This window comes from Pseudoalteromonas sp. P1-11, from assembly GCF_001399995.1.
Lineage (GTDB): Bacteria > Pseudomonadota > Gammaproteobacteria > Enterobacterales > Alteromonadaceae > Pseudoalteromonas > Pseudoalteromonas atlantica.
Genome location: NZ_LJSP01000005.1, coordinates 210439 through 234855, shown reverse-complemented (window position 1 = coordinate 234855; position 24417 = coordinate 210439). Strand labels below are relative to the sequence as shown.

At 43.1% G+C, this 24417-nt stretch carries 19 protein-coding genes; 6 read left to right on the top strand and 13 right to left on the bottom strand.

Annotated features, from left to right (window positions below; all coding sequences use genetic code 11):
- From mutT to AN390_RS11505, 3 genes are all read right to left on the bottom strand, one after another.
- Positions 1–399 carry an 8-oxo-dGTP diphosphatase MutT gene (gene mutT / locus AN390_RS11515; protein WP_029773387.1) on the bottom strand — a complete coding sequence of 133 codons (399 nt, stop codon included), beginning with the start codon at positions 397–399 and terminating at the stop codon, positions 1–3.
- A 61-nt stretch (positions 400–460) separates the two neighbouring features.
- Positions 461–3169, bottom strand: a complete 2709-nt coding sequence (gene secA, locus AN390_RS11510) for a preprotein translocase subunit SecA (protein ID WP_055254653.1) — start codon at positions 3167–3169, stop codon at positions 461–463.
- A gap of 431 nt (positions 3170–3600) precedes the next feature.
- The gene (locus AN390_RS11505; protein ID WP_029773386.1) at positions 3601–5628 is read right to left on the bottom strand and encodes a methyl-accepting chemotaxis protein; all 2028 of its coding nucleotides are present in this window, start codon (positions 5626–5628) and stop codon (positions 3601–3603) included.
- Positions 5629–5744: 116 nt separating this feature from the next.
- Between AN390_RS11505 and AN390_RS11500 the strand changes: the two genes are divergently transcribed.
- A complete protein-coding gene (locus AN390_RS11500) occupies positions 5745–6515 on the top strand; it encodes an NADP-binding protein (protein ID WP_055254697.1) in 771 nt (256 codons plus the stop codon).
- Here AN390_RS11500 and hutH read toward each other — a convergent pair.
- The 3 genes from hutH to hutC all read right to left on the bottom strand — a co-directional run bounded on the left by hutH (position 6493) and on the right by hutC (position 10497).
- Entirely contained in the window at positions 6493–8046 is a 1554-nt protein-coding gene (gene hutH / locus AN390_RS11495) for a histidine ammonia-lyase (protein ID WP_055254651.1), read from the bottom strand. The genes AN390_RS11500 and hutH overlap by 23 nt on opposite strands.
- A gap of 2 nt (positions 8047–8048) precedes the next feature.
- A complete protein-coding gene (hutU, locus tag AN390_RS11490; protein ID WP_055254649.1) occupies positions 8049–9722 on the bottom strand; it encodes a urocanate hydratase in 1674 nt (557 codons plus the stop codon).
- Between the two features lie 67 nt (positions 9723–9789).
- Positions 9790–10497 (bottom strand): histidine utilization repressor, encoded by a 708-nt coding sequence (gene hutC, locus AN390_RS11485; protein ID WP_054982938.1) that lies wholly within the window; start codon positions 10495–10497, stop codon positions 9790–9792.
- Between the two features lie 111 nt (positions 10498–10608).
- On the opposite strand from hutC, the gene hutI reads away from it, so the two are divergent.
- On the top strand, positions 10609–11856 hold the full coding sequence (gene hutI / locus AN390_RS11480; protein WP_055254647.1) for an imidazolonepropionase: 1248 nt from the start codon (positions 10609–10611) through the stop codon (positions 11854–11856).
- 122 nt (positions 11857–11978) lie between these two features.
- Positions 11979–13643 carry a GGDEF domain-containing phosphodiesterase gene (locus tag AN390_RS11475; RefSeq protein WP_029771746.1) on the top strand — a complete coding sequence of 555 codons (1665 nt, stop codon included), beginning with the start codon at positions 11979–11981 and terminating at the stop codon, positions 13641–13643.
- Positions 13644–13781: 138 nt separating this feature from the next.
- Here AN390_RS11475 and AN390_RS11470 read toward each other — a convergent pair whose 3' ends face one another.
- Both AN390_RS11470 and rraA read right to left on the bottom strand, forming a co-directional pair.
- Positions 13782–14828 (bottom strand): formimidoylglutamase, encoded by a 1047-nt coding sequence (locus AN390_RS11470; protein WP_055254645.1) that lies wholly within the window; start codon positions 14826–14828, stop codon positions 13782–13784.
- A 77-nt stretch (positions 14829–14905) separates the two neighbouring features.
- Positions 14906–15403, bottom strand: a complete 498-nt coding sequence (gene rraA, locus AN390_RS11465; RefSeq protein ID WP_004589330.1) for a ribonuclease E activity regulator RraA — start codon at positions 15401–15403, stop codon at positions 14906–14908.
- Between the two features lie 202 nt (positions 15404–15605).
- Here rraA and AN390_RS11460 point away from each other — a divergent pair, with 202 nt between their 5' ends.
- The 3 genes from AN390_RS11460 (at position 15606) to AN390_RS11450 (ending at position 19149) form a co-directional block, all read left to right on the top strand.
- Positions 15606–16145, top strand: coding sequence for a phosphatase PAP2 family protein (locus tag AN390_RS11460; protein ID WP_029771744.1), 540 nt, complete (start codon positions 15606–15608; stop codon positions 16143–16145).
- Positions 16142–17179: an MJ1255/VC2487 family glycosyltransferase gene (locus AN390_RS11455; protein ID WP_024031313.1), complete on the top strand. Its 1038-nt coding sequence runs from the start codon at positions 16142–16144 to the stop codon at positions 17177–17179. The genes AN390_RS11460 and AN390_RS11455 overlap by 4 nt, the downstream gene beginning before the upstream one ends.
- Positions 17180–17268: 89 nt before the next feature.
- Positions 17269–19149, top strand: a complete 1881-nt coding sequence (locus AN390_RS11450) for a methyl-accepting chemotaxis protein (protein WP_004589333.1) — start codon at positions 17269–17271, stop codon at positions 19147–19149.
- A 31-nt stretch (positions 19150–19180) separates the two neighbouring features.
- Here AN390_RS11450 and AN390_RS11445 read toward each other — a convergent pair whose 3' ends face one another.
- From AN390_RS11445 to priA, 5 genes are all read right to left on the bottom strand, one after another.
- A complete protein-coding gene (locus tag AN390_RS11445; protein WP_055254643.1) occupies positions 19181–19555 on the bottom strand; it encodes a gamma-butyrobetaine hydroxylase-like domain-containing protein in 375 nt (124 codons plus the stop codon).
- 62 nt (positions 19556–19617) lie between these two features.
- A complete protein-coding gene (gene hslU / locus AN390_RS11440; protein WP_004589335.1) occupies positions 19618–20946 on the bottom strand; it encodes an HslU--HslV peptidase ATPase subunit in 1329 nt (442 codons plus the stop codon).
- An 11-nt stretch (positions 20947–20957) separates the two neighbouring features.
- Positions 20958–21476: an ATP-dependent protease subunit HslV gene (gene hslV / locus AN390_RS11435; protein WP_004589336.1), complete on the bottom strand. Its 519-nt coding sequence runs from the start codon at positions 21474–21476 to the stop codon at positions 20958–20960.
- A 79-nt stretch (positions 21477–21555) separates the two neighbouring features.
- On the bottom strand, positions 21556–22083 hold the full coding sequence (locus AN390_RS11430) for an SPOR domain-containing protein (protein WP_004589337.1): 528 nt from the start codon (positions 22081–22083) through the stop codon (positions 21556–21558).
- An 11-nt stretch (positions 22084–22094) separates the two neighbouring features.
- Positions 22095–24281, bottom strand: a complete 2187-nt coding sequence (gene priA, locus AN390_RS11425) for a primosomal protein N' (protein WP_055254641.1) — start codon at positions 24279–24281, stop codon at positions 22095–22097.
- Between the last annotated feature and the right edge of the window lie 136 nt (positions 24282–24417).

The following is a 24417-nucleotide window of genomic DNA, read 5'->3' as shown; positions in this document are numbered from 1 at the left end:
TTAGGCGTATCGCGCTTGTATTTTTTCGATAATCTCAGCGTTAGCAGCAGGGAACTCATAGTTACTAAGCTGATTAATAGCGACCCATTCACTTGGTTGCCCTTCGGCGCCATGTGCTTCACCGCTAAAGTTACTCACAACGTGAATATCAAGTTTTACACATTTATCGCCATAGTCATGTTCAATTACCATAAGTTGGCTAGAGCTATGAATGGTAATGCCAACTTCTTCACTTAGCTCACGCTTAAGTGCAGCAAATACGCTCTCGCCAGCTTCTACTTTCCCGCCTGGAAATTCCCATAAGCCACCTTGATGTTGCTCATCAGCGCGCTTGCAGATAAAGATGGCGTTATTTTTTTTTATTACGCCTACCGCTACATTTACAATTTTTGTTGTCATGTTTTTTTCTCCATAAAAAAAGCGACGCTAGCGTCGCTTTTTAATTACATACAATGCGTCGTTACTTTAATTTACCACAACATTGCTTAAACTTTTGTCCTGAGCCACACGGACACGGATCGTTACGGCCAACTTTAGGCGCTGTTCTTGCCATTACAGTTGCGCTTTGAGGTGCTTCACCGCCTACATGTTCAGCTTCTTCGTGTTGGTACTCGCGAGGGGCATTTTCACTTTTACGGTGTTGCTCTTCTACTTTTTCAACATCTTCTTCGGCACGAACTTGTACTTTACTTAAAATGCCCACTACATCAACTTTTAAGTTTTCAAGCATTTCGGTGAATAGCTCAAACGACTCGCGCTTGTATTCTTGCTTAGGATTCTTTTGTGCATAGCCACGTAAGTGAATACCTTGGCGTAAATGATCCATTGCAGCAAGGTGATCTTTCCAGTGCTGATCAAGACTTTGAAGCATAATCGCTTTTTCAAACTGACGTAGTACAGAGTCGCCAACTTGCTCTTCTTTTTGCTTGTAAGCTTGCTCAACCGCTTGCTCAATACGCTCACGAAGTTTTTCTTCGTATAGTTTATTGTCATCAGCTAACCACTGCGTGATAGGCAGCTCAATCAGGAAGTCTTGTTTTAAGCGCTCTTCAAGGCCTGGGATATCCCACATTTCAGCAAGGCTTTGTGGTGCAATGTATTGATCAATAACACCGGCAAGTACATCACCACGGATTGCTGTAATGGTTTCTGAAATATCGCCTTCTTCAAGCAGTTCGTTACGTTGAGAGTAAACAACACGACGTTGATCGTTTGCTACATCATCGTACTCAAGTAATTGTTTACGTACATCAAAGTTACGTGCTTCTACTTTACGCTGAGCGTTTTCAATTGCACGGTTAACCCAAGGGTGCTCAATGGCTTCGCCGCGTTGCATGCCTAGTTTACGCATCATGTTAGTCATGCGCTCGCCGGCAAATATACGCATTAGCGCATCATCCATCGATAAGTAAAAACGGCTAGAGCCGGCATCACCCTGACGACCAGCACGGCCACGTAATTGGTTATCTATACGGCGCGATTCATGACGCTCAGTACCAATAATGTGTAAACCGCCAGCGTCAATTACTGCATCGTGGCGAATTTTCCACGCCGCTTTAATTTCAGCAATTTGCTCATCTGTTGGGTTTTCTAGTTTTTCAACTTCGCTGTTCCAGTTACCACCAAGCACAATATCGGTACCACGACCGGCCATGTTGGTTGCAATTGTTACAGTACCTGGTAAACCAGCATCCGACACGATGTCAGCTTCTTGCGCGTGGAATTTAGCATTAAGTACGTTGTGCTTAATTTTTTCTTTGCGTAAAAACTGCGATAAATACTCAGAGCTTTCAATCGAAATAGTACCTACAAGCACAGGCTGTCCGCGCTCTTGGCAATCTTTAATATCGGCTAAAATAGCTTCGTATTTTTCTTCTTGTGTTAGGTAAACTAAATCGGCGCGATCATCACGGATCATCGGCTTATTAGTTGGCATAACAACCGTGTCTAGGCCGTAAATAGATTGAAACTCAAATGCCTCAGTATCGGCTGTACCTGTCATACCGGCTAAGGTTTCGTATAAACGGAAGTAGTTTTGGAAGGTGATTGAAGCCAGCGTTTGGTTTTCGTTTTGAATTCTTACGCCTTCTTTAGCTTCAACAGCTTGGTGTAAACCTTCAGACCAACGACGACCTTCCATTGAGCGCCCTGTGTGCTCATCGATAATGATAACTTCGTTTTCTTTAACAACGTAATCAACATCTTTTTGATAAAGCTTGTGGGCACGAAGTGCGGCATACACATGGCTCAGTAAGGTAATGCTACCGGCTGAGTATAGCGAGTCGCCTTCTTCAATTAAGCCTCGCTCCGTTAATAAGTCTTCAACTTTAATTTGACCGCGCTCAGTTAAATGAACTTGCTTAGACTTTTCGTCAATTGTGTAATCGCCATCGCCTTCAATGCCTTCTTCGTCTTCTTTTTCTTGAAGTTCTAAAAGCGGCACTATTTTATTGATTTCGATGTATAGCTCAGAGCTATCTTCAGCTGGGCCTGAGATAATAAGTGGTGTACGCGCTTCATCAATTAAGATTGAATCCACTTCATCCACTACCGCATAAAACAGTGGGCGTTGTACACGCTCATCAATGCTAAATGCCATGTTGTCACGTAGGTAGTCAAAACCAAACTCGTTATTAGTACCGTATGTAATATCGGCACTGTAAGCTTGTTTTTTCTGTTGTGGCATCATGCCTGGTACGTTACAGCCCACAGTAAGGCCTAAGAACTCAAATAACTCGCGGTTTGTTTCAGCATCACGTTTAGCAAGGTAGTCGTTCACGGTAATTACGTGCACGCCTTTGCCTGTTAAGCCATTTAAGTAGGCTGGAAGTGTGGCTGTGAGGGTTTTACCTTCACCGGTGCGCATTTCTGCAATACGACCTTGATGTAAAACCATGCCGCCTAATAGCTGTACGTCAAAGTGACGCATGCCATTTACACGCTTTGACGCTTCGCGTACCACAGCAAATGCTTCTGGTAGAATGTCGTCAAGGCTTTGTCCGTTATCGTAACGTTCTCTAAACTCAGCTGTCTTAGCTCTTAAATCTTCATCAGAAAGCGCTTCTAATTGCGTTTCTAGCGCATTAATTAGCGCGACCGTCTTTCTTAGGTTTTTAATAGTGCGGTCATTGCGACTACCAAAAATCTTGGTAAATAAATTAGATATCATGATAAAACCGTTACAATGTATTCTTTGTTAACCGAGTGTCGGCTAACCCATTTTTTACAATTGGTAATTAATATGTACTTTTACATAACCTGCAGAACATATTAATTAGCAATTTTGTATTAAAGAGCCTCAAAGCACTGTTTAATACGTGTGCTACTATACCAGACTCTGCCAAACAACAAACTATCTCAACTAAAAGATGTGTATTAAAAACAGAAAAATTTGATCTGATGCGTAAAAACCACTTTAACTGATTTAATTACGCTAAAAAATAGCAGCAAGTTGTGAAGATATGGTGTTAAAAAATTTAAAAACAAGAGTGCTAGGGCATGCAGGCCTTGGGTGATTGAAATTCATTCAATCCACAAAGCTCAACACGCCCTAGGTGGGTTAATTTTATACTTAGTTACCCACCTTATTACGCTGTGTATTTAAAGCTTAAACTGATTAACCGTTTTGTTTAAGGCAACAGCAAGGTCGCTTAAATCGCGCGCTTCATCTGCTAAAATGTGTGCGTGATCAGCTGTGCTGTTTACTAAGCCATTAATTGCTGCAAGGCTGGTATTAATGTCCTCTGCGACAACGGTTTGTTGCTCGGTTGAAGTGGCAATTTGGTGGCTTTGATCTTGCACTTTAGTTACCGACTGAGCAATGTTTTGTAATGAACTTAGCACTTCTTTTGTTTGCGATACTGAGCCTTCAGTTTGCTCTTGTCCTTGTAGCATCATTACCGACGCTTGTTGGGCAATTTGCTGTAAGCGAGAAATCATATTACGAATATCGTCTGTTGATTCTTGCGTACGGCTTGCCAGTGAACGTACTTCATCGGCAACTACCGCAAAACCACGGCCATGCTCACCTGCTCGCGCAGCTTCAATGGCGGCATTTAGAGCAAGTAAGTTGGTTTGATCGGCAATGGAGTTAATGACATCCACCAATGCACCAATGTTATTACTTTCTTGCTCAAGCCCTGCTACCACTTTAGACGCTTCACCTATGTGTAGCGCAAGTTCGGTCATCACACGTTGTGCTTGAGTTGAGCGGTCAGCCCCTTCGGCAGTAATAGCTTGTACTTCTTCGGCGGCGCTGTTGGTATGCTGTGCGTTACGCGATATTTCAAGTACAGTGCTGGCCATTTCGGTCACGGCGGCACTAACGCTGTCTACTTGTTGTTTTTCTTGCTGTATTTCAGTATTGGTTTGAGCAGACACGTTTTTAAGTTGCGCTGCGGCATTGGTCAACTGCTCAGCTTGTGCGGCTGTTTCTAACATCATGGCGCGCAGCTTATCAATGAATGTATTCATGTGATTGGCAAGCTGGCCGACCTCATCCTGGCTGGTAATATTAATCTTTTGAGTTAAATCGCCTTCGCCCGATGCAATATCACGCATTATATTAGTTAAAGTGGTAATAGGCTGCGAGATCATGTGGGTTGCCCATAATATCATCGCTAGAATGATCACTAAAATAATCACCACTGCGGTGGTTGTGGTGGTAACCGCCTCATTAACGGGGGCTTCAATCATGCTGGTTGGGATCAGTATACCTACATACCAATCTAGGTAAGGTTGCTCTAGTTGTAAGCGATGATACACCACATAATACTCTTCTCCCTTTAAGGTCACCAATTGGCTGCCTTCGAGGTTATTACGCATTTGTGCATTAAGCTCTGTAAAGCCTGAAGTATTATTAAACTGGCTTTCAAGGCCATCTAGCCCTTCTTTACCTTTAGGGCCTTCGTCGGTGTTAGACAGCTTATGGCCGGTAGCATTTGAAAAGTGCACAACCTTTTGATTGCCATCGAGTAAAAAGCCATAACCTTGGCCGTTAAAGCGAATACCTTCAACCATATCGTTGATTTTATTAAGCTGTAAATCAACGCCGCCCATACCAATAAGTTTACGCTGTGCGTTGTATACCGGCTGTTGTACAACTGCTGAGGCAACCCCAGTGGTTAAATCGACCGATATAGGGCCTACGTAAAGTTTATTAATTTGCAGGGCTTCTTGCCACCAACCACGTTTATAGGCGTAGTAAGGTTGGCCATTGTAATGGCTGGTACGCTCGTTTTCTTTAAAGTATTCACCGGTGGTTGCTGATGCGAAAAACGCCGACAGTACATTTTCGTCATTTGAGCTAATGCGTACAAAGTCTTGATTAACTTCGTTGTAGCCGGGGGCATTTTTAATCGGCTGGTCGCGAGTATCCCAATTTTCAAAAAAATTAACTAAATGCGGGTTATTAACAAACGTAGAAACCAGCTTGCCATACTTTGCAAAGTAGCTTTGCATTGAAAGTTGTTCGCTTTGTAGGTAGCTTTGAGCTTCGCGCTCAATGTTTACTCTGGAAAGGTTAGCGATGTGATTTACAAAAAATGTTGAAGCAATAATTAGCAAAATGGTGATGGTGCCACCAATCAATAATAATATTTTCTTCCGTAATGATAAATTATTTAGCATAAGTGCACGTATTATTGTTTTTTAGTAGGTTGTATCTAATCATATCTTACTTTAAATCTCTATGAAGTTAGATAAAAAGCACTAATTATGCGTTTAAAATGAAGGGTTATGCAAAAATGGAAACAAAAGCTAATAAATTAGTAGTATTAGGCGCAGGCTGGTTGGGTCATACTTTGTGCCTAAAAGCTAAACAGGCGGGTTGGCAGGTACAAGGTACGCACAGAAGTGATGAGCACACAGACGATTTTCAGCGTCAATTTGTCTTGATTGATGGGCAGCTAATACACCAAATAGATTTACACGATGCTTACTGGGTGTGTGCAATCCCCCCACGAAGCAGACACAGTGAAAGTAACTACCCAGAAACACTAAGCGCTGCACTTTCACTTTCTAAACAATTAAATGCAAAGGGCTTTATTTTGTGCTCATCTACCGGTGTGTACGACCAAGAGCCAGGTGTTTACACTGAAAGCAGTGAAATAAGTTGTACCAATGAGCGACAAATAAAACTATACGATAGCGAAGAAATGGTGCTTGAGCAAGATGGTAAAGTACTGCGTTTAGCAGGTTTATTAGGGCCTAACCGCGAGCCGGGGCGTTTTGTTGCTGGTAAAGAATTAAATTCATCGAGCCAGCAGGTGGTTAATATGGTGCATCAACAAGATGTGATAAACGCCATTTTTGCGGTAATAGAAAACTATAATTCGGGGCAAAATATTTATAATGTGGTAAATCCATCGCACCCAACTAAAGCGAATTATTATGCACAAAAGTGTGCAGAGCATGGCGGCGAAATGCCAACCTTTACCAGTAATGAAAGTGCTGAGCGCAAAGTACTTGGCTCAGCAATTGAGGCGTTAGGTTTTAGCTATCAGCATGGAATTTAAAATGCGATGGTAGTGGGTTGTGGTGAATAAAGTCGCACAATGCCCCTTGTGCTAAAAGCGTATTGGTTGCCTCTATATCGGGGGCAAAGTAGCGGTCTTTATCGTAGTAACTTACATGCTCGCGCAGCAGAGCTTTTGCTTTTTCTACTTGCGGTGAAGGTTTAAGTGGGGCTCTAAACTCAAGCCCTTGAGCAGCCCCAAGCCATTCAATTGCTAATACCCCGCGGGTGTTATTGGCCATTTCCTTTAAGCGCCTTGCTGCAAAGGTTGCCATAGAGACATGATCTTCTTGATTTGCTGATGTTGGCAAGCTGTCTACCGAGGCGGGGTGCGCAAGCGATTTGTTCTCGGAGGCAAGCGCAGCTGCGGTTACTTGGGCAATCATAAAACCTGAGTTAACCCCGCCGTTTTCAACTAAAAAAGGTGGCAGTGTAGAGAGGTTTGAATCAATAAGTAGCGCGATTCTTCGCTCTGCCAGCGCGCCTATTTCGGCAATCGCAATAGCTAAGTTATCAGCTGCCATAGCAACGGGCTCTGCATGAAAGTTACCACCGGATATAATATCGCCCACATCGGCAAATACTAGTGGGTTGTCGGTAACGCCGTTTGATTCACATAACAACACATCTGCGGCGTGGCGTATTTGTGTTAAACATGCGCCGAGTACCTGAGGTTGGCAGCGAAGGCAGTAAGGGTCTTGCACTTTTTCGCAGTTTACGTGAGATTGGCTAATTTGTGATTCAGTACTAAGTAGCTCTCTAAATACACTGGCCGTATCAATTTGGCCACGTTGGCCCCGTATTTCGTGAATGCGTGCATCAAAGGGCGCACGGCTACCCATTGCGGCTTCTATGCTAATAGAGCCTATAACACAGCTTTGCGCATATAAATCTTCTGCTTTGAAAAGCCCTTGTAACGCAAACGCGGTAGAGGCTTGTGTACCATTTAACAGTGCCAGTCCTTCTTTTGCGCCTAATGTAATAGGTGAAAGATTGGCAATTTTCAGCCCTTGCTCTGCACTTATAATTTCACCTTTGTGGCGCATGTTGCCTTCACCTAATAGTGGAAGGCACATATGAGCAAGAGGCGCTAAATCGCCCGAAGCACCCACAGACCCTTTTTGTGGTACACACGGGTACACTTCACTGCACAGTAGTTGCATAAAAAATGCGATCACCTCTAGGCGTATCCCTGAGTAGCCCCGAGACAAAGAGTTTACTTTTAAGGTCATCATTAGTCTTACAGTGCTGTCGTCCATGAGCTCCCCAATACCGGCAGCATGCGAAAGTACAATACTGCGCTGCAGTAGCTCAAGCTCGTCATCTGCTATTTTTGTATTGGCTAATAAGCCAAAGCCGGTGTTAATACCGTACACCGTTTGGCGTTTGTTTATTACGTTTTGAACAGTTTGTGCGCTGGCCGCTATTTGTGTACTGGCGCCATCGACTAAGTTAAGTGTGACAGCTGAGTCATTAATTTTTCTTAGGGTGCTTAAATCTAACTGCCCTGGTGTGAGAGTGTGTGAAATCATGACTATTCCTTGTTTAGCATAGGGAGATCTAGGTGGTGCTCTTGCGCGCAATTTTTTGCAATGTCGTAGCCTGCATCAGCATGGCGCATAACGCCGGTAGCAGGGTCGTTCCAAAGCACACGAGCTATGCGTTGCGCGGCTTGTTCACTACCATCAGCAACAATAACCACGCCTGCGTGCTGGCTAAAGCCCATGCCCACTCCGCCGCCATGGTGCAGCGACACCCACGTTGCGCCACCCGCAGTATTAAGCAAAGCATTAAGTAACGGCCAATCAGAAACGGCGTCTGAACCATCTTGCATACTTTCGGTTTCACGGTTGGGGCTTGCTACAGAGCCAGAGTCGAGATGATCGCGACCAATTACAACCGGCGCTTTAAGCTCGCCATTTTTAACCATGTCGTTAAAGGCCAGTGCAAGGCGGGCTCGGTTTTTTAAACCAACCCAGCATATGCGCGCTGGCAACCCCTGAAATTGAATGCGCTCACGTGCCATATCAAGCCAGTTATGTAAGTGGGTATCTTCTGCGATAAGCTCTTTCACTTTTGCATCGGTTTTATAAATGTCTTCGGGGTCGCCTGAAAGCGCAACCCATCTAAATGGGCCAATTCCTTCACAAAATAACGGACGGATATAAGCAGGCACAAAGCCCGGAAAATCAAATGCGTTGGTAACGCCTTCTTCAAATGCCATTTGGCGAATGTTATTGCCATAGTCGGTAGTGGCAGCACCGGCTTTTTGAAGTGCTAGCATGGCGTTTACTTGCACTGCCATAGATTGCTTAGCGGCTTTAACCACTGCCTGTGGGTTTTGTTCACGCATTTTTGCTGCGTGTTGCATGATCCAACCTTGCGGTAGGTAGCCGTTGAGTGGGTCGTGCGCTGAGGTTTGGTCGGTCACTATATCAGGGGTAATATTGCTGTTTGCCAGTGCAGTAAAAATATCGGCAGCATTACCTAATAAGCCTACCGATAACGCCTTGCCTTTAATGCAAGCATCGGTAACTAGCTCAAGCGCGTGCTCAAGTGTCGTGGCTTTTACATCAACGTAGCCGGTTTTAATTCGAAAATCGATACGGGTTTCGTCGCATTCCACAACTAATGCGCTAAAACCTGCCATCGTCGCGGCGAGTGGTTGGGCACCTCCCATACCGCCAAGGCCTGCTGTTAAAACCCATTTACCTTTTGCATTACCGCCAAAGTGTTGTTTTGCCATTGCTACAAAGGTTTCGTAAGTGCCTTGCACTATGCCTTGTGAGCCAATATAAATCCAAGAGCCCGCGGTCATTTGCCCATACATCATTAAGCCTTTTTTATCGAGCTCATTAAAGTGCTCCCAATTTGCCCAATGTGGCACCAGGTTAGAATTAGCAATGAGAACGCGCGGCGCGTTTTCGTGGGTTTTAAATACGCCCACGGGCTTACCCGATTGCACAAGCAGGGTTTCGTCGTTTTCGAGCCTATCAAGGGTTTCAATTATTTTATCAAAGCTTGGCCAGTCTCTTGCCGCACGGCCAATACCGCCATATACCACTAACGCGTGAGGGTGCTCTGCCACATCAGGGTCTAAATTGTTCATTAACATGCGTTTAGCGGCTTCGGTTTGCCAACTTTTAGCGCTAATTTTATCGCCATGAGGCGCGCGGATTTCTCGGTGTGTGTCGAGCCGGTTGTTCATGAATTTCTCCTGTTGTATATACAAGATGGTCAGCTACAAAAAAACGCCCTTGAGCGTTACGTTGTTATTATTTTTTAAATGTTAAGTGCCCGCCCAAACGGTATTTACTGCCCGGTGATACTAAGCGAGCAAAGCTTACTATGCCTTTTGTAGACCAAGTACGACGAATAACCTGTAAGCAGGGCTCTTCGTTATACAGGTTAAGCCATTGGCACATTTGCGAGTTGGGCATAACCGCTTCCACTGTGTGGCGCGCTTGTGTGAGCGGCGCTACGCTCGATAAGTATTCATGCGGGGTGAGGGCGCTAAAGTCTTGTTGTAAATAACCCGCGGCTAAAGCTGGGTTTACAAATCGCTCTTCAACTTGCAGTGGTTTGTCGTTCTCATTGTGTACAAGCACACTGCGATACACCAGGCTATCTACTTCAACGCCAAGCGCAATGGCTATGGGTGCTACCGCATTGATTGATTCAAGCACTTGCACACTACAGCTGTATTGCCCGTTACGTTCTTTTACTTCATCGGCTATGTTTTTAATTTCAAGTAGTGACGACTGCGATTTAAAACTTGCTACAAACGTACCTAACCCTTGGCTGCGCGTTAAAATACCGGCATCTGTTAATTCGCTCAGTGCACGTCTTGCGGTCATACGGCTTACAGAAAATTGGCTGCTAAGCTCGTTTTCTGAAGGGACACGTTGGTTTTCTTGCCATGCGCCATTTTTTATTTTATCGACAATAAATTGTTTTATTTGTGCAAATTTAGGTGTGGTCATTACTATTATTAGCTGTACTTAAAATAAACTATTTAATAAAGATGGCATAATTATCTTGTATATACAAGGTGTATTGTTAGACTGTATTTTAAGCACGTTAGGGAGCTAAGTATGCAAAATAAAACAACGGGTTACACCTTAGAAGATCTCGACTTATTATTAACTGATGCCAACATAGCAACCATGGATGGCACAATAGATGCACCTTATGGGGCTATAGAAAATGCGGCACTGGCGATTAAAAACGGCGAAATTGTATGGTTAGGTGAGCAATCAAACTTACCCAGTTTTGATGCCTTTGCTACCCCTACATTAAGTATTAAAGGGCAATGGTTAACGCCTGGGCTTATTGATTGCCATACACATTTAATATTTGCAGGCTCCCGAGCTGAGGAATTTGAGCAGCGCTTACAAGGTGTAAGCTATGAACAAATAGCTGCACAAGGTGGCGGTATAGCCAGTACCGTTAAGGCCACTCGCGCGGCAGATCATGAGCAGTTATTTGTTGATGCAAAAGATCGCTTAAACACTTTACTTGCCGAGGGCGTAACGACTGCTGAGATAAAGTCGGGATACGGGCTTGATGTTGAAAACGAAATAAAAATTTTAGAAGTGGCGCGTTTGCTTAATGAGCATCATCCTATTGATATTAAAACCACGTTTTTAGGTGCACATGCGCTACCCCCTGAATACAAAGGCCGTGCAGATGAATACATAGATTTAGTATGTACGCAGATGCTTGAGCACGTAGTGGCTAATAACCTTGTCGATGCTGTGGATGTATTTTGTGAAAATGTAGGCTTTAGTCTTGCACAAACAAAACAAGTGTTTGATGCAGCTACAAAACATAACTTGCCGGTAAAATGCCATGCTGAGCAGCTTTCTAATCAGCAGGGCGCACAGCTGGTGGCTGAGTATAAAGGCCTTTCAGCTGATCATATTGAGTACCTTGATGAAAACGGCGTAAAAGCCATGGCAGAGGCTGGCACTGTGGCTGTTTTATTACCTGGGGCTTTTTATTTTTTACGAGAAACACAGCTCCCTCCCATCGATTTGCTGCAAAAATACAATGTGCCTATTGCTATTGCCAGTGACTTTAACCCAGGCACCTCGCCTTTATGTTCTGTGCAATTAATGATGAACATGGCGTGTACTATATTTAGGCTCACCCCTGAGCAGGCCCTTGCGGGAGTAACCCGCAATGCAGCGCAGGCACTAGGTTTGAAAGACAGAGGCGTGCTAAAGGTTGGTGCAAGGGCTGATATTGCGCACTGGCAAATAGGTCACCCTGCACAATTAAGTTACCAATTTGGCGTAAATAAACTGTTAAATCTATGGATTTTGGGTAGAATTAATTAGTTTGTATTATTTTTGTCCATATTTAACATGCTTTTATTAAATTTTATAGCTAGTGGAGTGGCGTAAGCTTGAGTATTTTGACTGACAGTAACTTTCCAATATTTTTTAGCGGCGCGCTGTTAATGGCGATGGTCGCTACGTTATTTGCGGTTAAAAATACCAGTATTAAATTTAGTTACTTATGTACAGGCGCTGTCGGTTTAGCCATTTTAAGTAGCGGGGCTGCTTGGTTAGCAATATTGCTCGCTTTTGGTTTTTGCTTTCATTTATGGCAAGCGTTTGAGCGTAATAGTTGGAGCATGATTATCACAAGCGCCGTTTCAGGGTTGCTATTTGTGGTGTTGTTTTCAGCGCATTTACTCATGGACGTGCCCCTATTTTGGGTGGTGGTGGCTATTATTCTGCTAGCGGTTGTAGGGCTAATGAGCGAGGAAGAAGAGCCTAAAGTTGAAGATTCGCATAACATTAATGAGCCTGAGCCGTACCAAGATGACTCTCCTCTTGCTGCATTTGCAGATAAACAGCAGTTACGCCAAGGCTATTACAGCTGGTGTAAAGAAAAACAGCTAGAAGCAGCACTGGTGATTGTTCGTCTAGAAGGGTTTGAGCAAGTTAATCAGCACATAGGCAGAGATTTTGGTGATTTGCTTTTGGCACAATCGGCCAACAGAATAAAAGACTTACTAAATAACGACAATGTGATTGATTTAGGTGGCCAAGAAAAATTGGCGCATTTAGGGGGTCTTAACTTTGCCTTTATTTGCAGCTTAGCTGTGCACAAACATAGCCATGAACACATCATTGAGCAAATTATTGGCGCAACACTTAAGCCGTTTAACGTTGCTAATTGTACCGTAGAGGTAAAAGCAAGGGCGAGTTACGTTAATTGCGATGAGCAAGATGCTAACTTTGATAACTTAGTATCGTGTGCATACTTAGCCCTTGATAGTCAGCCTAAAAAAGCTGTGGTTGTGTACCATCAACAAATGATGGTTGAGCAACTTGAGCAGCAAGCCCGTTTAAAAGAGCTGGCTAATATTGATTTTGTAAGCGAGCTTGAACTTTATTTTCAGCCTATTATTCGCAATGACGACGGCCAAATTGAGTTTTTAGAACTTCTGTTGCGTTGGCAGCACCCTCAACAAGGTATTTTATCTGCCCACCGATTTATTGATGATATTCATATTGCGGGTTTAGCTTACCCACTGGCTAAATTTGTTATAGAGCGAGCTGCAGAGCTTGCCATGGCGTTGCGTATAGAGGGAATTGCTATACCGCTGAGCATTAACTTATTTGGCCCCGAAATGCTGAACGAAGAGTTTGTTGAGTTTGTAGATAGTGTGGTGAGTGAGCACAACTTACAGCACGGAGATTTAATTGTTGAATGCCCGCTGCATATATTCACAGATTTAGATAATAAGGGTCGTGCGATGATTGCCCGATTAAATAATATAGGTTTAAAAATATGCGTTGATGGGCTAGGCGATAACCCCATTGTTCTTTCTAAGCTGCCAAATCTAGCTGTTGAATACATTAAGGTGGCGCCATCGCTTACTGCAGATTTTAGCAATCAAAATAATATTCGCAGCCTAGTAGGCGGTATGGTTGAAATGCATAACCAACAAAATACCAAGGTTATTTTTGAGGGCGTTGAAACCTTAGACCAATTAAAGTTTGTAAAAAGTTTAAAAGCGCACGCAGCACAAGGTTATTATTTTGGCCACCCGTTAAGCAGCATTGGCTTAATGAGTTGGCTAAAGCAGTGGCAGGCCCACCAAACACAATAAGTTATGCCCAGCTGCAATAATTATTTTGTAAGGGGAACTCAGCAATTCGCTGCGATAGAATTACTCACCATTTTTAGCTAAGCCAGTAACGTAATTCAGCTGCCTTATAAATGCAGCGGTTAATTAAGCTAATTGAAATTAACGCGTTTTTGCATGTAAGTAGGCATTAACTAATGCACTAATAATTTGCCCACAGCTTTGCATACCTGCTGTTAACCCAGCTGGGTGATTTAGCGGTGCAGCTTCACACAAATGTAGGTAGCGGGCAGTGCTGTGTTTTGCTGTTAAATACACATAATGCTCAGCATCACTAACGCTAAAGCCGCAGCATGTATACGCGCTGGCCGGTAAAAATGAAATACTGTCTAAGTCGAGTTCAATACCAAGTGGCGCATTATTAAACGCTGCTAAGGCGTGCTGTACGGCATTGGTTAGTGATATTTCTCGGCGTATATTAATAGCTTGATAGCTGTGAAAACTACATTGATTTTGCGCGATTAAGTCAAAAATGGCTTGGTTATTTTTTTGCTCATGCAGGCCAATAATATGATATTGCTGCAATGCATTGTTCCTCAAAGCATAGCTAAAACCATTGCCGCTGTGGCGACCTTCGCAAGGCCGTAAATCTGCATGGGGATCAAAATTTATAGCGTTAACTGAAGCCCCACTATGTTTGCTTAAAGCACTGAGTATGCCAAAGCTATTATTGTGCCCACCGCCGATAATAATAGGCTCAAGGCCCGCATTAAATATAAGCGTTAATACCGCCTCTACTCGCTCATCTATTGTTGCGCATAGTTTGCGTAGTTGGGCCAGCTCTTCAGCATGCTGGTTATTTAAGCCTTGCGCTTGCGCCATTACATCATCAACGTCAATTTCGCCTAACAGCAATACCTGCTGGGTCGCGTTAAACTGGTTAACTGGTTGGTTCAAAAAGTATTGTAAAAAAGCGGGCCAAGCTTGATGTGAGCCGCCATTGCCTAAATTAGCGCGAGGGCCTATATCTTCACATATACCAAGTAATACGTAGCGAATACCAAATTGCGCTGCATCGTTAAGGGCTTGTTGTACATTTACATGGGTGTCTAATAGGGCAACAGACTGCCAAGTTTTTGTTTCGTTAACGCGTGTGGAGCAATAGGGTTTAACGGCGTTTTCATCATACACTTTTAAGGTAGGGTGCACTGTGTTGAATCCGTGTTGAGCAGCAAAAATTATTCGTGGTGGCGTAAGCAGTGCTCTATTGAGCACTGCTTGTTACTTTATTCTTCGATAACTTCTAGTTCAAGTTCTTCTGCTGATAATACAATGCCAGTACTATCTGCATAGATAAAATCGTCATCAAAAAACGACACACCAGCAAAATTAACGCCAATGCCATCTTCACCAGCGCCTTCGCTGTCGGCGGCCACAGGAATTGATGCAATCGCTTGAATACCTAAATCAATTTCTTCTAACTCATCTACATGACGCACAGCACCAAATACAATAATGCCGTTCCAGTTGTTATCAAGCGCAAGCTCTGCAAGTTCAATGTCGATAAGGGCGCGTCGTGTTGAGCCACCACCATCGATAAGTAGTACTTGATCAGTACCGTCTTGTGAGAGTATTTCACGGATCAGTTCATTATTTTCAAAACATTTAACCGTTTTAATTCGGCCGCCAAACGTGTGTCGACCACCAAAGTTGATGAACATCGGTTCAAGCACGTCAACCACATCGGCAAAAAAGTCACATAAGTCAGAAGTGCTGTAATCCATTATTTTATCCTCAAAGGGTACATAAGTTACCCTCAGTATACCCTCCTTATATGCAATAACAACGACTTAATAGCAGTAAATTTATTCAAAAAATGCCGAAATTAGAAATGGCAACAATAGTGTCTTAAAAGCGTCACTCAATTGTTATTTTCTGCCACTAAGCTTTAACTATGGTTAGATATTGTGCAGCTAAGGGTAAATAATGAACGACAATAACGTGCTTAAAAAAATGGCTCAAATGGATGAACAACTCTTTTTAACTCTGTTTAATTATAATTCACCCAAATGGCTGAAAACGGCTGCGCTTGGTTTATCTAAAAGTGGTAATGGTGGTTTATATTTACTTATGTGTGGCGCTGTTTGGTGGCTAAGTACCAATGAGCAGCATCAGTTATTGCCAATATCGGTGTTACTGGGGTTTGCAATTGAAAGGCCTATTTATTTTTTAGCAAAACGTAGCTTTGGCCGAATCCGCCCCTGTGATTGCTTAGTCAGTAATGCGTATATTGTGCCTAGTGACAAATTTAGTTTGCCTTCGGGACACAGTGCAGCAGCATTTTTAGTTGCGGTAATATTGAGTCACTTTTTTGCAGAGTATGCGTGGCTTTGGTTTAGTTGGGCATCGGGGGTGGCGGTTTCTCGCGTAGTATTAGGCGTACATTTTCCGGCAGATATAATAATTGGCGCTGTTATTGGCAGTTCATGTGGTCTATTTGCGCTTGCTTTGGTGGTGCCTGTATGAAGATATTATACGGCATACAAGGCACAGGTAATGGCCACATTACGCGCGCCCGTGTTATGGCAAGTTGTTTTAAAGAGTTAGGTATAGATGTAGATTACGTTTTTTCAGGGCGCCCTGAAAAAGACTACTTTGATATGCAGGACTTTGCTGATTACAAAACGTTTCGAGGGTTATCGTTTAGCACTAAAAATGGCCAAGTAAAAAGCTATCAAACATTAAAAAATGCCCGTGTGTGTAAGTTAGTTAACGATATAAAATCATTTAATGTAAAAAAATACGATTTTGTCTTAAATGACTTTGAGCCTATTTCAGCTTGGGCTGCAAAGCGTGCAGGCGTGCCTGTAGTTGGTATTAGTCACCAGGCGGCCTTTTTATCTAATAGCGTGCCTATGTTTGGCCGCGGTTTATTTAGAAAATCTCTCATTAAGCACTACGCGCCAGCAAGCACCTATTTAGGCGTACATTGGCAGCCCTTTGCAGATAATATTATACCGCCCTTTATTGCAAACCATGACCATGGCAATCCTGTCGCCGTTATGAATAAAGTGCTGGTGTATTTACCCTTTGAGAACCTCGACAACATTATTGATTATTTAAAGGACTTCCCAGAAAAAGAGTTTTACTGTTACCACCCGCATGCGCAGGATAAATCCCTTGGGCATATTCATTTGCGCACTCCTTCACGAGCGGGGTTTTTAAACGACTTAGCAAATACCAGTGGCGTAATTGGTAATGCAGGCTTTGAGCTGGCAAGTGAGGCCTTAAAGCTTGGGAAAAAATTATTACTTAAACCTCTTGATGGTCAGTTTGAACAAGATGCAAATGCACAAACATTGCGGGCGATGAAAATGGCCCATGTAATGAATTATTTAAACCCGCAAGCGCTGGATGATTGGAATAGTGCCCCGCAAAACAAACAAATTAATTTTCCCAGTGATCCTGCCCCTTTGGTTAAATGGCTACTTAATAAACAGTGGCATGACACTCACTCATTGCATAAAGATTTATGGGGGAGTGTTAATCTAAAAGCATGAGTTATATGTATAAAAAGTTAATAAAAAGTTCAATATAAAGCGCCAGAACGTACTACACTATTAGTGCATATTAAATATAGGTGTTTTCAATGAATTTTTTACAAAACTTAACCATTAAAAGGCGTTTGCAACTTAATGCAGTGGTAGTCGGTCTGGCAATGGTCATTTTGTTGTGTGTGATAATTTATGAGTCGCGCGTAACACTCAATCTGAATAAAACAATTCAGCTTGCAGAAGAGCTCAACGTACATGCACTAGAGCTTAGAAAGCATGAAAAAAACTTTCTTTTTTACAAGCAGCAGGAAGCACTTACATCATTTGATAAGGATTTTAAACAGCTAAGCACTAAAATCAAAAAGCTGCAGGAGGTAATGCAACAGCAGGGCATTACCACAGCGCAAATTGAGCATTTTCATACGCTTATTACTAACTACAACAACAATTTTTCAGAGGTTGTTAGGTTACAGCAACAGATAGGTTTAAACCCTAAAGATGGGTTGTATGGCAAGCTCAGAACTGCAGTGCACGAAGTTGAGGTGCTATTAAAAGAGCAAGATAACTTTGAGCTTTTATCGGCAATGCTACAGCTGCGACGCGCTGAGAAAGATTTTATGCTGCGCTTTGATGCAAAATACTTAACTCGCTTTAACGAACTTATTAGTACGTTTAAACAAAAAATTACCCAAGCTGATTTGCAAAGTAGTTATAAGTCGCAAATAAGCCCTTTAATAGATACGTATCAAAGTGCTTTTCAAAATCTTGTAAAGGCACAAACGCAGTTAGGGCTCGATTTAGACTCTGGTGCACTAGGCGTTATGCGTATTAACGTAGAAAAAAGCGATCAGGTTGTTGGTCAAATTGTTGAGTCAACCAAGCTGGAAGTTGAGAAAAGCGTTGACCAAGCGCAGTTTATTGCCATCGTTGTATTTGTTATTTCGGGCATTATAGTGTTGGCGCTGGTGTACTTTACTAGCCACTCGATTATTGTGCCTATTGAGCGGGTATATCACACCATAAACGACATACGCCGTAATAACGATTTAAGCGTAATGATAGAGCAAACAGGTAATGATGAAGTTACCATTATGACCTCGGACTTTAATAGTTTAATAGGCGATTTTAAAAACCTCATAAACGAAGTGAATACCGCGCTTAATACGTTAAATGTGGCAACAGAGCACTTATCTGAAAGTACCTCTGCAACAAGTTCAGGCATGCAAGAGCAGTTACACGAAGCGGATATGGTTGCCACTGCGGCTACGCAAATGCAGGCAACGATTCAAGATATTTCTCATAATACCGAAGCTGCCGCTAAAAAAGCAGAGTCAACCAATTTAAGCGCGCAGCAAGGGCGTAATGAAGTAGACTCTACGGTTAAGCACATACGCGATTTGTCTTCGTCGTTAGGTAACGCATCAAGTGTGGTATCGCAACTTGAAAAAGACGGTGAAACCATAGGCTCAGTGCTCGATGTGATCAGAGGCATTGCAGAGCAAACCAATTTACTTGCATTGAATGCCGCGATAGAAGCCGCTCGTGCTGGTGAGCAAGGGCGAGGCTTTGCTGTTGTAGCGGATGAAGTACGCTCGCTTGCGCAACGTACACAAGAGTCTACCAGTGAAATTGAAGGCATTATTAATACGCTTCAGCAACGCACGCAAGAGGTAGTAAGTATTATGCATCAATGTCGCTCGCAAGGTGATGAAAGTGCTTCACAAGCTATTAAAGCGGGTGATTTACTCGGCGCTATTACCGAAGATGTGCAAACCATAATGGAAATGAGCACTCAAATTGCCGTTGCTATTGATGAGCAAAGTCAGGTGGCATCAGAGGTGAACAAAAATGTAGTACGCATTAGAGACATTGCCCAAGATGCCTCTGAGCATGCAGTTAATAATGCGCAAACCAGTGAAGAAGTCTCTGAACAAGCCCGCGTATTATTTGCGGCTATTGATAAGTTTAAAGTGTAATACAGTGTAGCGTTTAAAAAGCCAATAAGGTTTAGGGAACAAACTTTATTGGTACGCTGTCTTTGTTTTGTTCGTGCTCGGCAAGACGCGCTTGGTATTTATCCCACAAGGTTTCGTGCTGCGCTTGTAGTGTTTCAAAGTAGCTCCAGCTAAATAGCCCGCTGTTATGACCATCATCAAAGTCTAATCTAAGTGCGTAATGCCCCACCGGTACAATCTTTTTTATACCAACATGTTGTTTATTAAGTACCAACTTCATTGGCTCTGCACCATGCCCTTGCACTTCGGCCGAGGGAGAGTGAACGCGTAAAAACTCGCAGCTAAATACAGTCATACTGTCATCATCAAAGTAAACATCTAGGTTTTTACTCACGCTATGATAATGCACTTTTGTTACGTGTTTCATTTTATATGTCCCATTAAAAAGCCCCCAATATGGAGGCTTTTAGTATAGTATTTTTGCCTACCTTATAAAATAAAGCGGCTTAAATCTTCATCTTCAACTAATGCGCCTAAATGTTTTTCTACATAAGCGGCGTCAATAGTAAGGGTAGAGCCTGCTTGTTCAGATGCATCGTATGAAATTTCTTCCATTAGCTTTTCCATTACCGTATGTAAGCGACGAGCACCAATGTTTTCGGTTTTCTCGTTAACCTGCCAAGCGGCTTTAGCAATGCGCTCTATTGCATCATCGTTAAACTCAACATTTACTTGCTCAGTTTTAAGCAATTCACGTTGCTGCTCAGTAAGGGAAGCATGTGGCTCGGTAAGAATTCGTTTAAAGTCATTAGCACTTAGTGCTTCAAGCTCTACACGAATAGGTAAACGACCTTGTAGCTCAGGGATCATGTCTGATGGTTTAGCCATTTGGAACGCACCCGATGCAATAAATAGCATGTGGTCGGTTTTCACCATACCGTGCTTAGTATTAACGGTTGAGCCTTCAATTAAAGGAAGTAGGTCGCGTTGTACACCTTCACGGCTAACATCTGGGCCTGACGAATCGCCACGCTTACAAATTTTGTCTATTTCATCAATAAACACAATGCCGTTTTGCTCTACTGCAAAAATAGCCTGCTCTTTTAGCTCTTCAGGGTTAACTAATTTAGCGGCTTCTTCTTCGGTTAATAACTTAAAGGCTTCTTTAATTTTTAACTTACGCTTAGTACGTTTGTCGCCACCCATGTTTTGGAACATGCTTTGCAGCTGGTTGGTCATATCTTCCATACCAGGAGGCGCCATAATCTCTACATTTGGCTGTGCTTGCGCTAGATCTATTTCTATTTCTTTATCATCAAGCTGGCCTTCGCGTAATTTTTTACGGAATGTTTGACGAGTAGATGAGTTGTCATCGCGCTGTGTTTCACCGTATTGATCTTTAGCTGGTGGTAAAAGTGCATCTAAAATACGCTCTTCTGCTGCTTCTTCTGCGCGGTGTTTAAACTTTTTAGTTTGTTGTTCGCGGGTCATTTTAATTGATACATCAACTAAATCGCGAATGATAGTCTCTACTTCTTTACCAACATAACCCACTTCAGTAAATTTAGTCGCCTCTACTTTAATAAAAGGCGCATTAGCGAGCTTAGCTAAACGGCGGGCAATTTCAGTTTTACCGACACCGGTTGGGCCAATCATTAAAATGTTTTTAGGGGTTACTTCGCTGCGTAAGTCATCGTTTAGTTGCATACGGCGCCAGCGATTACGCAGGGCAATAGCCACGGCTTTTTTAGCATTAGCTTGACCAATAATGTGCTGATCTAACTCGTGTACAATTTCTCTTGGGGTCATAGCAGACATAATGGGTCCTATTATAATTCTTCGATTGTTTGGAAGTTGTTGGTAAATACACAGATGTTGCCAGCAATGGTCAGGCTTTTTTCTACGATATCGCGAGCACTTAAATCGGTGTTTTCTAATAGGGCAGTGGCTGCTGATTGAGCAAAGTTACCACCGCTACCAATGGCAATTAAATCGTTTTCTGGCTGCACTACATCACCATTACCGGTGATAATTAGTGAGGCAGTTTCATCTGCAACCGCTAGGAGTGCTTCAAGCTTGCGTAAAGCTCTGTCGCTACGCCAGTCTTTGGCCATTTCTACAGCGGCTTTAGTGAGGTTACCTTGGTGCATTTCTAGTTTGCTTTCAAAGCGTTCGAAAAGGGTAAAGGCATCAGCAGTACCGCCGGCAAAACCAGCAATTACTTTGCCATTATAAAGGCGTCGAACTTTACGGGCATTGCCCTTCATTACGGTATTACCAAGTGAAACTTGGCCGTCGCCACCAATTACTACTTTATTGTCGCGGCGTACACTTACGATAGTGGTCATGTTATTCCTCATCATCAAGCTGCGGGGGCAGCTTGTAAAAAACGATTATGATGAGGTTATATGGGTGAATGGACTAATTTCAAGTCCAGCCCCAAATTCCGCAGCTAACAACATGCACTCGCTTGAGTTTGTTTTTGTCGCTTTCGGCTTGGCGCTTTGTTTTATAAGGGCCTAAACGCACTTTATACCAAACACCATTAGTACCTGTGGTCTTTTTAATTTCAGAAATTAAGCCCGCAAAGGCAATTTTAGCTTTGAGGGTTTCGGCTTGTGCGTGTGTTCTAAACGACCCACACTGCATAACATAGGGGCCTTTTTGCTCAATTTCTCTTACTTCAACTTGGATCTCGTGCTCTTTAATTTCTTCAATGAACTTAGGGGCGCGAGGTTTAGCTATTTCTACTTTTTCAGCTGTTTTAGGGTGCGCCTGCTGCTCAACAAGCTCAGGGTCGGCGTTATTTTTAATAAACCATAAGCCGTAAGCAAAGCCGCCTACAAGCAAAACAGTAATAACAACTAAAAGTATAGGAAATGGTTTTTTAGCAGGGGCTTGCTTGGTGTTTTTTCTACCCGCTGGTTTTTTATTAATATAATCGTGCTGTGCCATTTGGCTTTAACCTAAATCATGTCTATAGGGTCAACATCAAGGCTCCAGCGCACTTTTTGTGCAAGTTTGCTGGTGCTTAAATAGTCGACCATTTGCGCAAGATACTGATGCAATACTTTGCGGTCTTGCGCTTGAATATGCAATTGAAACCGGTACATACCCGCCACTCTTTCTAGTGGGGCAGGAATTGGACCGAGCAATTGTATACCAGATACACCGTTAACAGGAACCAAATCCGTCAAAAAATCGACAACGAGCTTAATACTGTGCCCTTGTGCTCTAACTATAGCCATATTAGTAATGGGTGGAAGGTCGGCATCATCACGCTCACTTAAAGCAAAGCGGGCAAAATCTTGGTAGCCATTATTTACTAAGTCTTGCAATAAAGGGTGTTCAGGAAAGTGGGTTTGCAGTAATACTTGGCCTGGCTCACCAGAGCGACCCGCGCGCCCAGCAACTTGAGTTACCAGCTGGGCTAAATGCTCTGTGGCTCTAAAATCGCACGAGTACAAGCCGCTATCTACATCTAATATAAGCACTAAGCTAACATCGGCAAAATGATGACCTTTAGCCAACATTTGTGTGCCCACTAAAATACGCGCCCCGCCTTGGTTTATCTCCTCTAAGGCTTTTTCTAAGCTCCCTTTACGGCGGGTTGAATCGCGGTCGATGCGGGTTACGGGTGTATCGGGGAATTCACTCGATAAAAATTCTTCAATTTGTTCGGTGCCTTTACCGTTAGGAAAAATTTGTGTGCTACCGCAATCAGGACACTGGTGAGGTACTGGGTGTTGCTCCCCACAGTGGTGGCAAATCATTTGGCCAATGGCTTTATGAAAGGTTGCGCTGGTGCTGCAGCGATTACACTCACTCAGCCAGCCGCATTCGTGACAAATTAGCGTAGGAGAAAAGCCACGACGATTTAAAAACACCATAACTTGTTTACCACGGTTTAAATGTTGGCGCATAGTGGCAAGGCTTGCGTGTGCAATACCCGCTTGGTCGGGCTGGCCTTTCATATCGAGCAACATAAACTGATTATCGGTCGCAGTTTGTGCGCGCTCTGTAAGGCTTAAAAGTTGGTATTTGTTGTTTATAGCTTTGTGCAGTGTTTCGAGCGCAGGGGTGGCACTGCCTAAAATAAGCGGTATTTTGTGCTGAAATGCCCGATAAGCGGCTAAATCGCGTGCGTGGTAGCGTAAAGTATCCTGCTGTTTAAATGAAGAGTCATGCTCTTCATCAACCACTATCATTCCTAACTTTAAAAAAGGTAGAAAAATACTCGAACGGGTACCTATTACAATTGCGCAGCTGCCTTTTTCGCAAAAACGCCATGTTTGCAAGCGTTCGTTATCGGTTAGGGCAGAGTGCCATAGCATAATTGGCGTATCGGGAAAGCGACGACGAAATCGGTTAACAGTTTGTGGTGTTAAGCCTATTTCAGGCACCAGCACTAAGGCTTGCTCGCCACGTTTAAGGACTTCTTCTAGGCATTGTAAATACACTTCGGTTTTACCACTGCCTGTTACACCTTCTAATAAAAAGCTCTTAAAGCCAACACTTTGATTTATTGTAGTGCACGCTACGGCTTGCTCTTTATTTAGTACTGGCTTGGTGCCGACTGTGGGTGCAACGCTTTGCCATTGATTATCATGCTCAATGCTTTGGGTTATAAGCTCTTTATCTATTAGGGCATCTATTGTTTTTTTACTAAAGCCGAGCGCTTTTAGCTCGGTTACCGACGACTTACCCGATTGCGCGAGTTGCTTTAGTAAATTTAACTGAGTTTTCGCTTTTAACGATGGAACCTTTGCGCCTTTTTCGGTAAGGCTAATCATGTTAATACTGGTTTTATCTGGGTTTTCACCTTGGCGAAGCGCACCGGGCAGTGCAATGTGTATGGTTTCGCCGAGCGGGTAGCAATAATAGCGTGCAGTAAAGCTAAGCAGTTCTAAATGCTGTGATGATAAAATAGGGGTTTGGTCAATAACCTCAGTAACCGCTTTAATTTTGTTCTCTGGCACGTCGGTATGCGTTTTAAGAGCAAGAACAACCGCTACTTTCTTTTGATTGCCAAAGGGTACTAAAACACGCATCCCTGGCATAATAGGCGCCGAGGGCGAGATGAGTTGTTCATCTATTTTATAATCAAAGGTGCGTGGTAACGGAACTTTAATAGCAACTTCAACAAAACGCATAACAACTCATGTGATAAAGGGTAATAGCTTAATGTACTAAAAATAAGGCTAAAAACCTACATACAAATGGATGCGGTAGCGCTGGTTGGTTACTTTTTTGGCAAAAAGCGTAATTAAAGCTTGTGCGGGGCAAGCT

Excerpts from the sequence above, each read along its gene's own strand:
- mutT (WP_029773387.1), bottom strand. The coding sequence starts at position 399 with ATGACAACAAAAATTGTAAATGTAGCGGTAGGCGTAATAAAAAAAAAT.
- secA (WP_055254653.1), bottom strand. The coding sequence starts at position 3,169 with ATGATATCTAATTTATTTACCAAGATTTTTGGTAGTCGCAATGACCGC.
- AN390_RS11505 (WP_029773386.1), bottom strand. The coding sequence starts at position 5,628 with ATGCTAAATAATTTATCATTACGGAAGAAAATATTATTATTGATTGGT.
- AN390_RS11500 (WP_055254697.1), top strand. The coding sequence starts at position 5,745 with ATGGAAACAAAAGCTAATAAATTAGTAGTATTAGGCGCAGGCTGGTTG.
- hutH (WP_055254651.1), bottom strand. The coding sequence starts at position 8,046 with ATGATTTCACACACTCTCACACCAGGGCAGTTAGATTTAAGCACCCTA.
- hutU (WP_055254649.1), bottom strand. The coding sequence starts at position 9,722 with ATGAACAACCGGCTCGACACACACCGAGAAATCCGCGCGCCTCATGGC.
- hutC (WP_054982938.1), bottom strand. The coding sequence starts at position 10,497 with ATGACCACACCTAAATTTGCACAAATAAAACAATTTATTGTCGATAAA.
- hutI (WP_055254647.1), top strand. The coding sequence starts at position 10,609 with ATGCAAAATAAAACAACGGGTTACACCTTAGAAGATCTCGACTTATTA.
- AN390_RS11475 (WP_029771746.1), top strand. The coding sequence starts at position 11,979 with ATGGCGATGGTCGCTACGTTATTTGCGGTTAAAAATACCAGTATTAAA.
- rraA (WP_004589330.1), bottom strand. The coding sequence starts at position 15,403 with ATGGATTACAGCACTTCTGACTTATGTGACTTTTTTGCCGATGTGGTT.
- AN390_RS11460 (WP_029771744.1), top strand. The coding sequence starts at position 15,606 with ATGAACGACAATAACGTGCTTAAAAAAATGGCTCAAATGGATGAACAA.
- AN390_RS11455 (WP_024031313.1), top strand. The coding sequence starts at position 16,142 with ATGAAGATATTATACGGCATACAAGGCACAGGTAATGGCCACATTACG.
- AN390_RS11450 (WP_004589333.1), top strand. The coding sequence starts at position 17,269 with ATGAATTTTTTACAAAACTTAACCATTAAAAGGCGTTTGCAACTTAAT.
- AN390_RS11445 (WP_055254643.1), bottom strand. The coding sequence starts at position 19,555 with ATGAAACACGTAACAAAAGTGCATTATCATAGCGTGAGTAAAAACCTA.
- hslU (WP_004589335.1), bottom strand. The coding sequence starts at position 20,946 with ATGTCTGCTATGACCCCAAGAGAAATTGTACACGAGTTAGATCAGCAC.
- hslV (WP_004589336.1), bottom strand. The coding sequence starts at position 21,476 with ATGACCACTATCGTAAGTGTACGCCGCGACAATAAAGTAGTAATTGGT.
- AN390_RS11430 (WP_004589337.1), bottom strand. The coding sequence starts at position 22,083 with ATGGCACAGCACGATTATATTAATAAAAAACCAGCGGGTAGAAAAAAC.
- priA (WP_055254641.1), bottom strand. The coding sequence starts at position 24,281 with ATGCGTTTTGTTGAAGTTGCTATTAAAGTTCCGTTACCACGCACCTTT.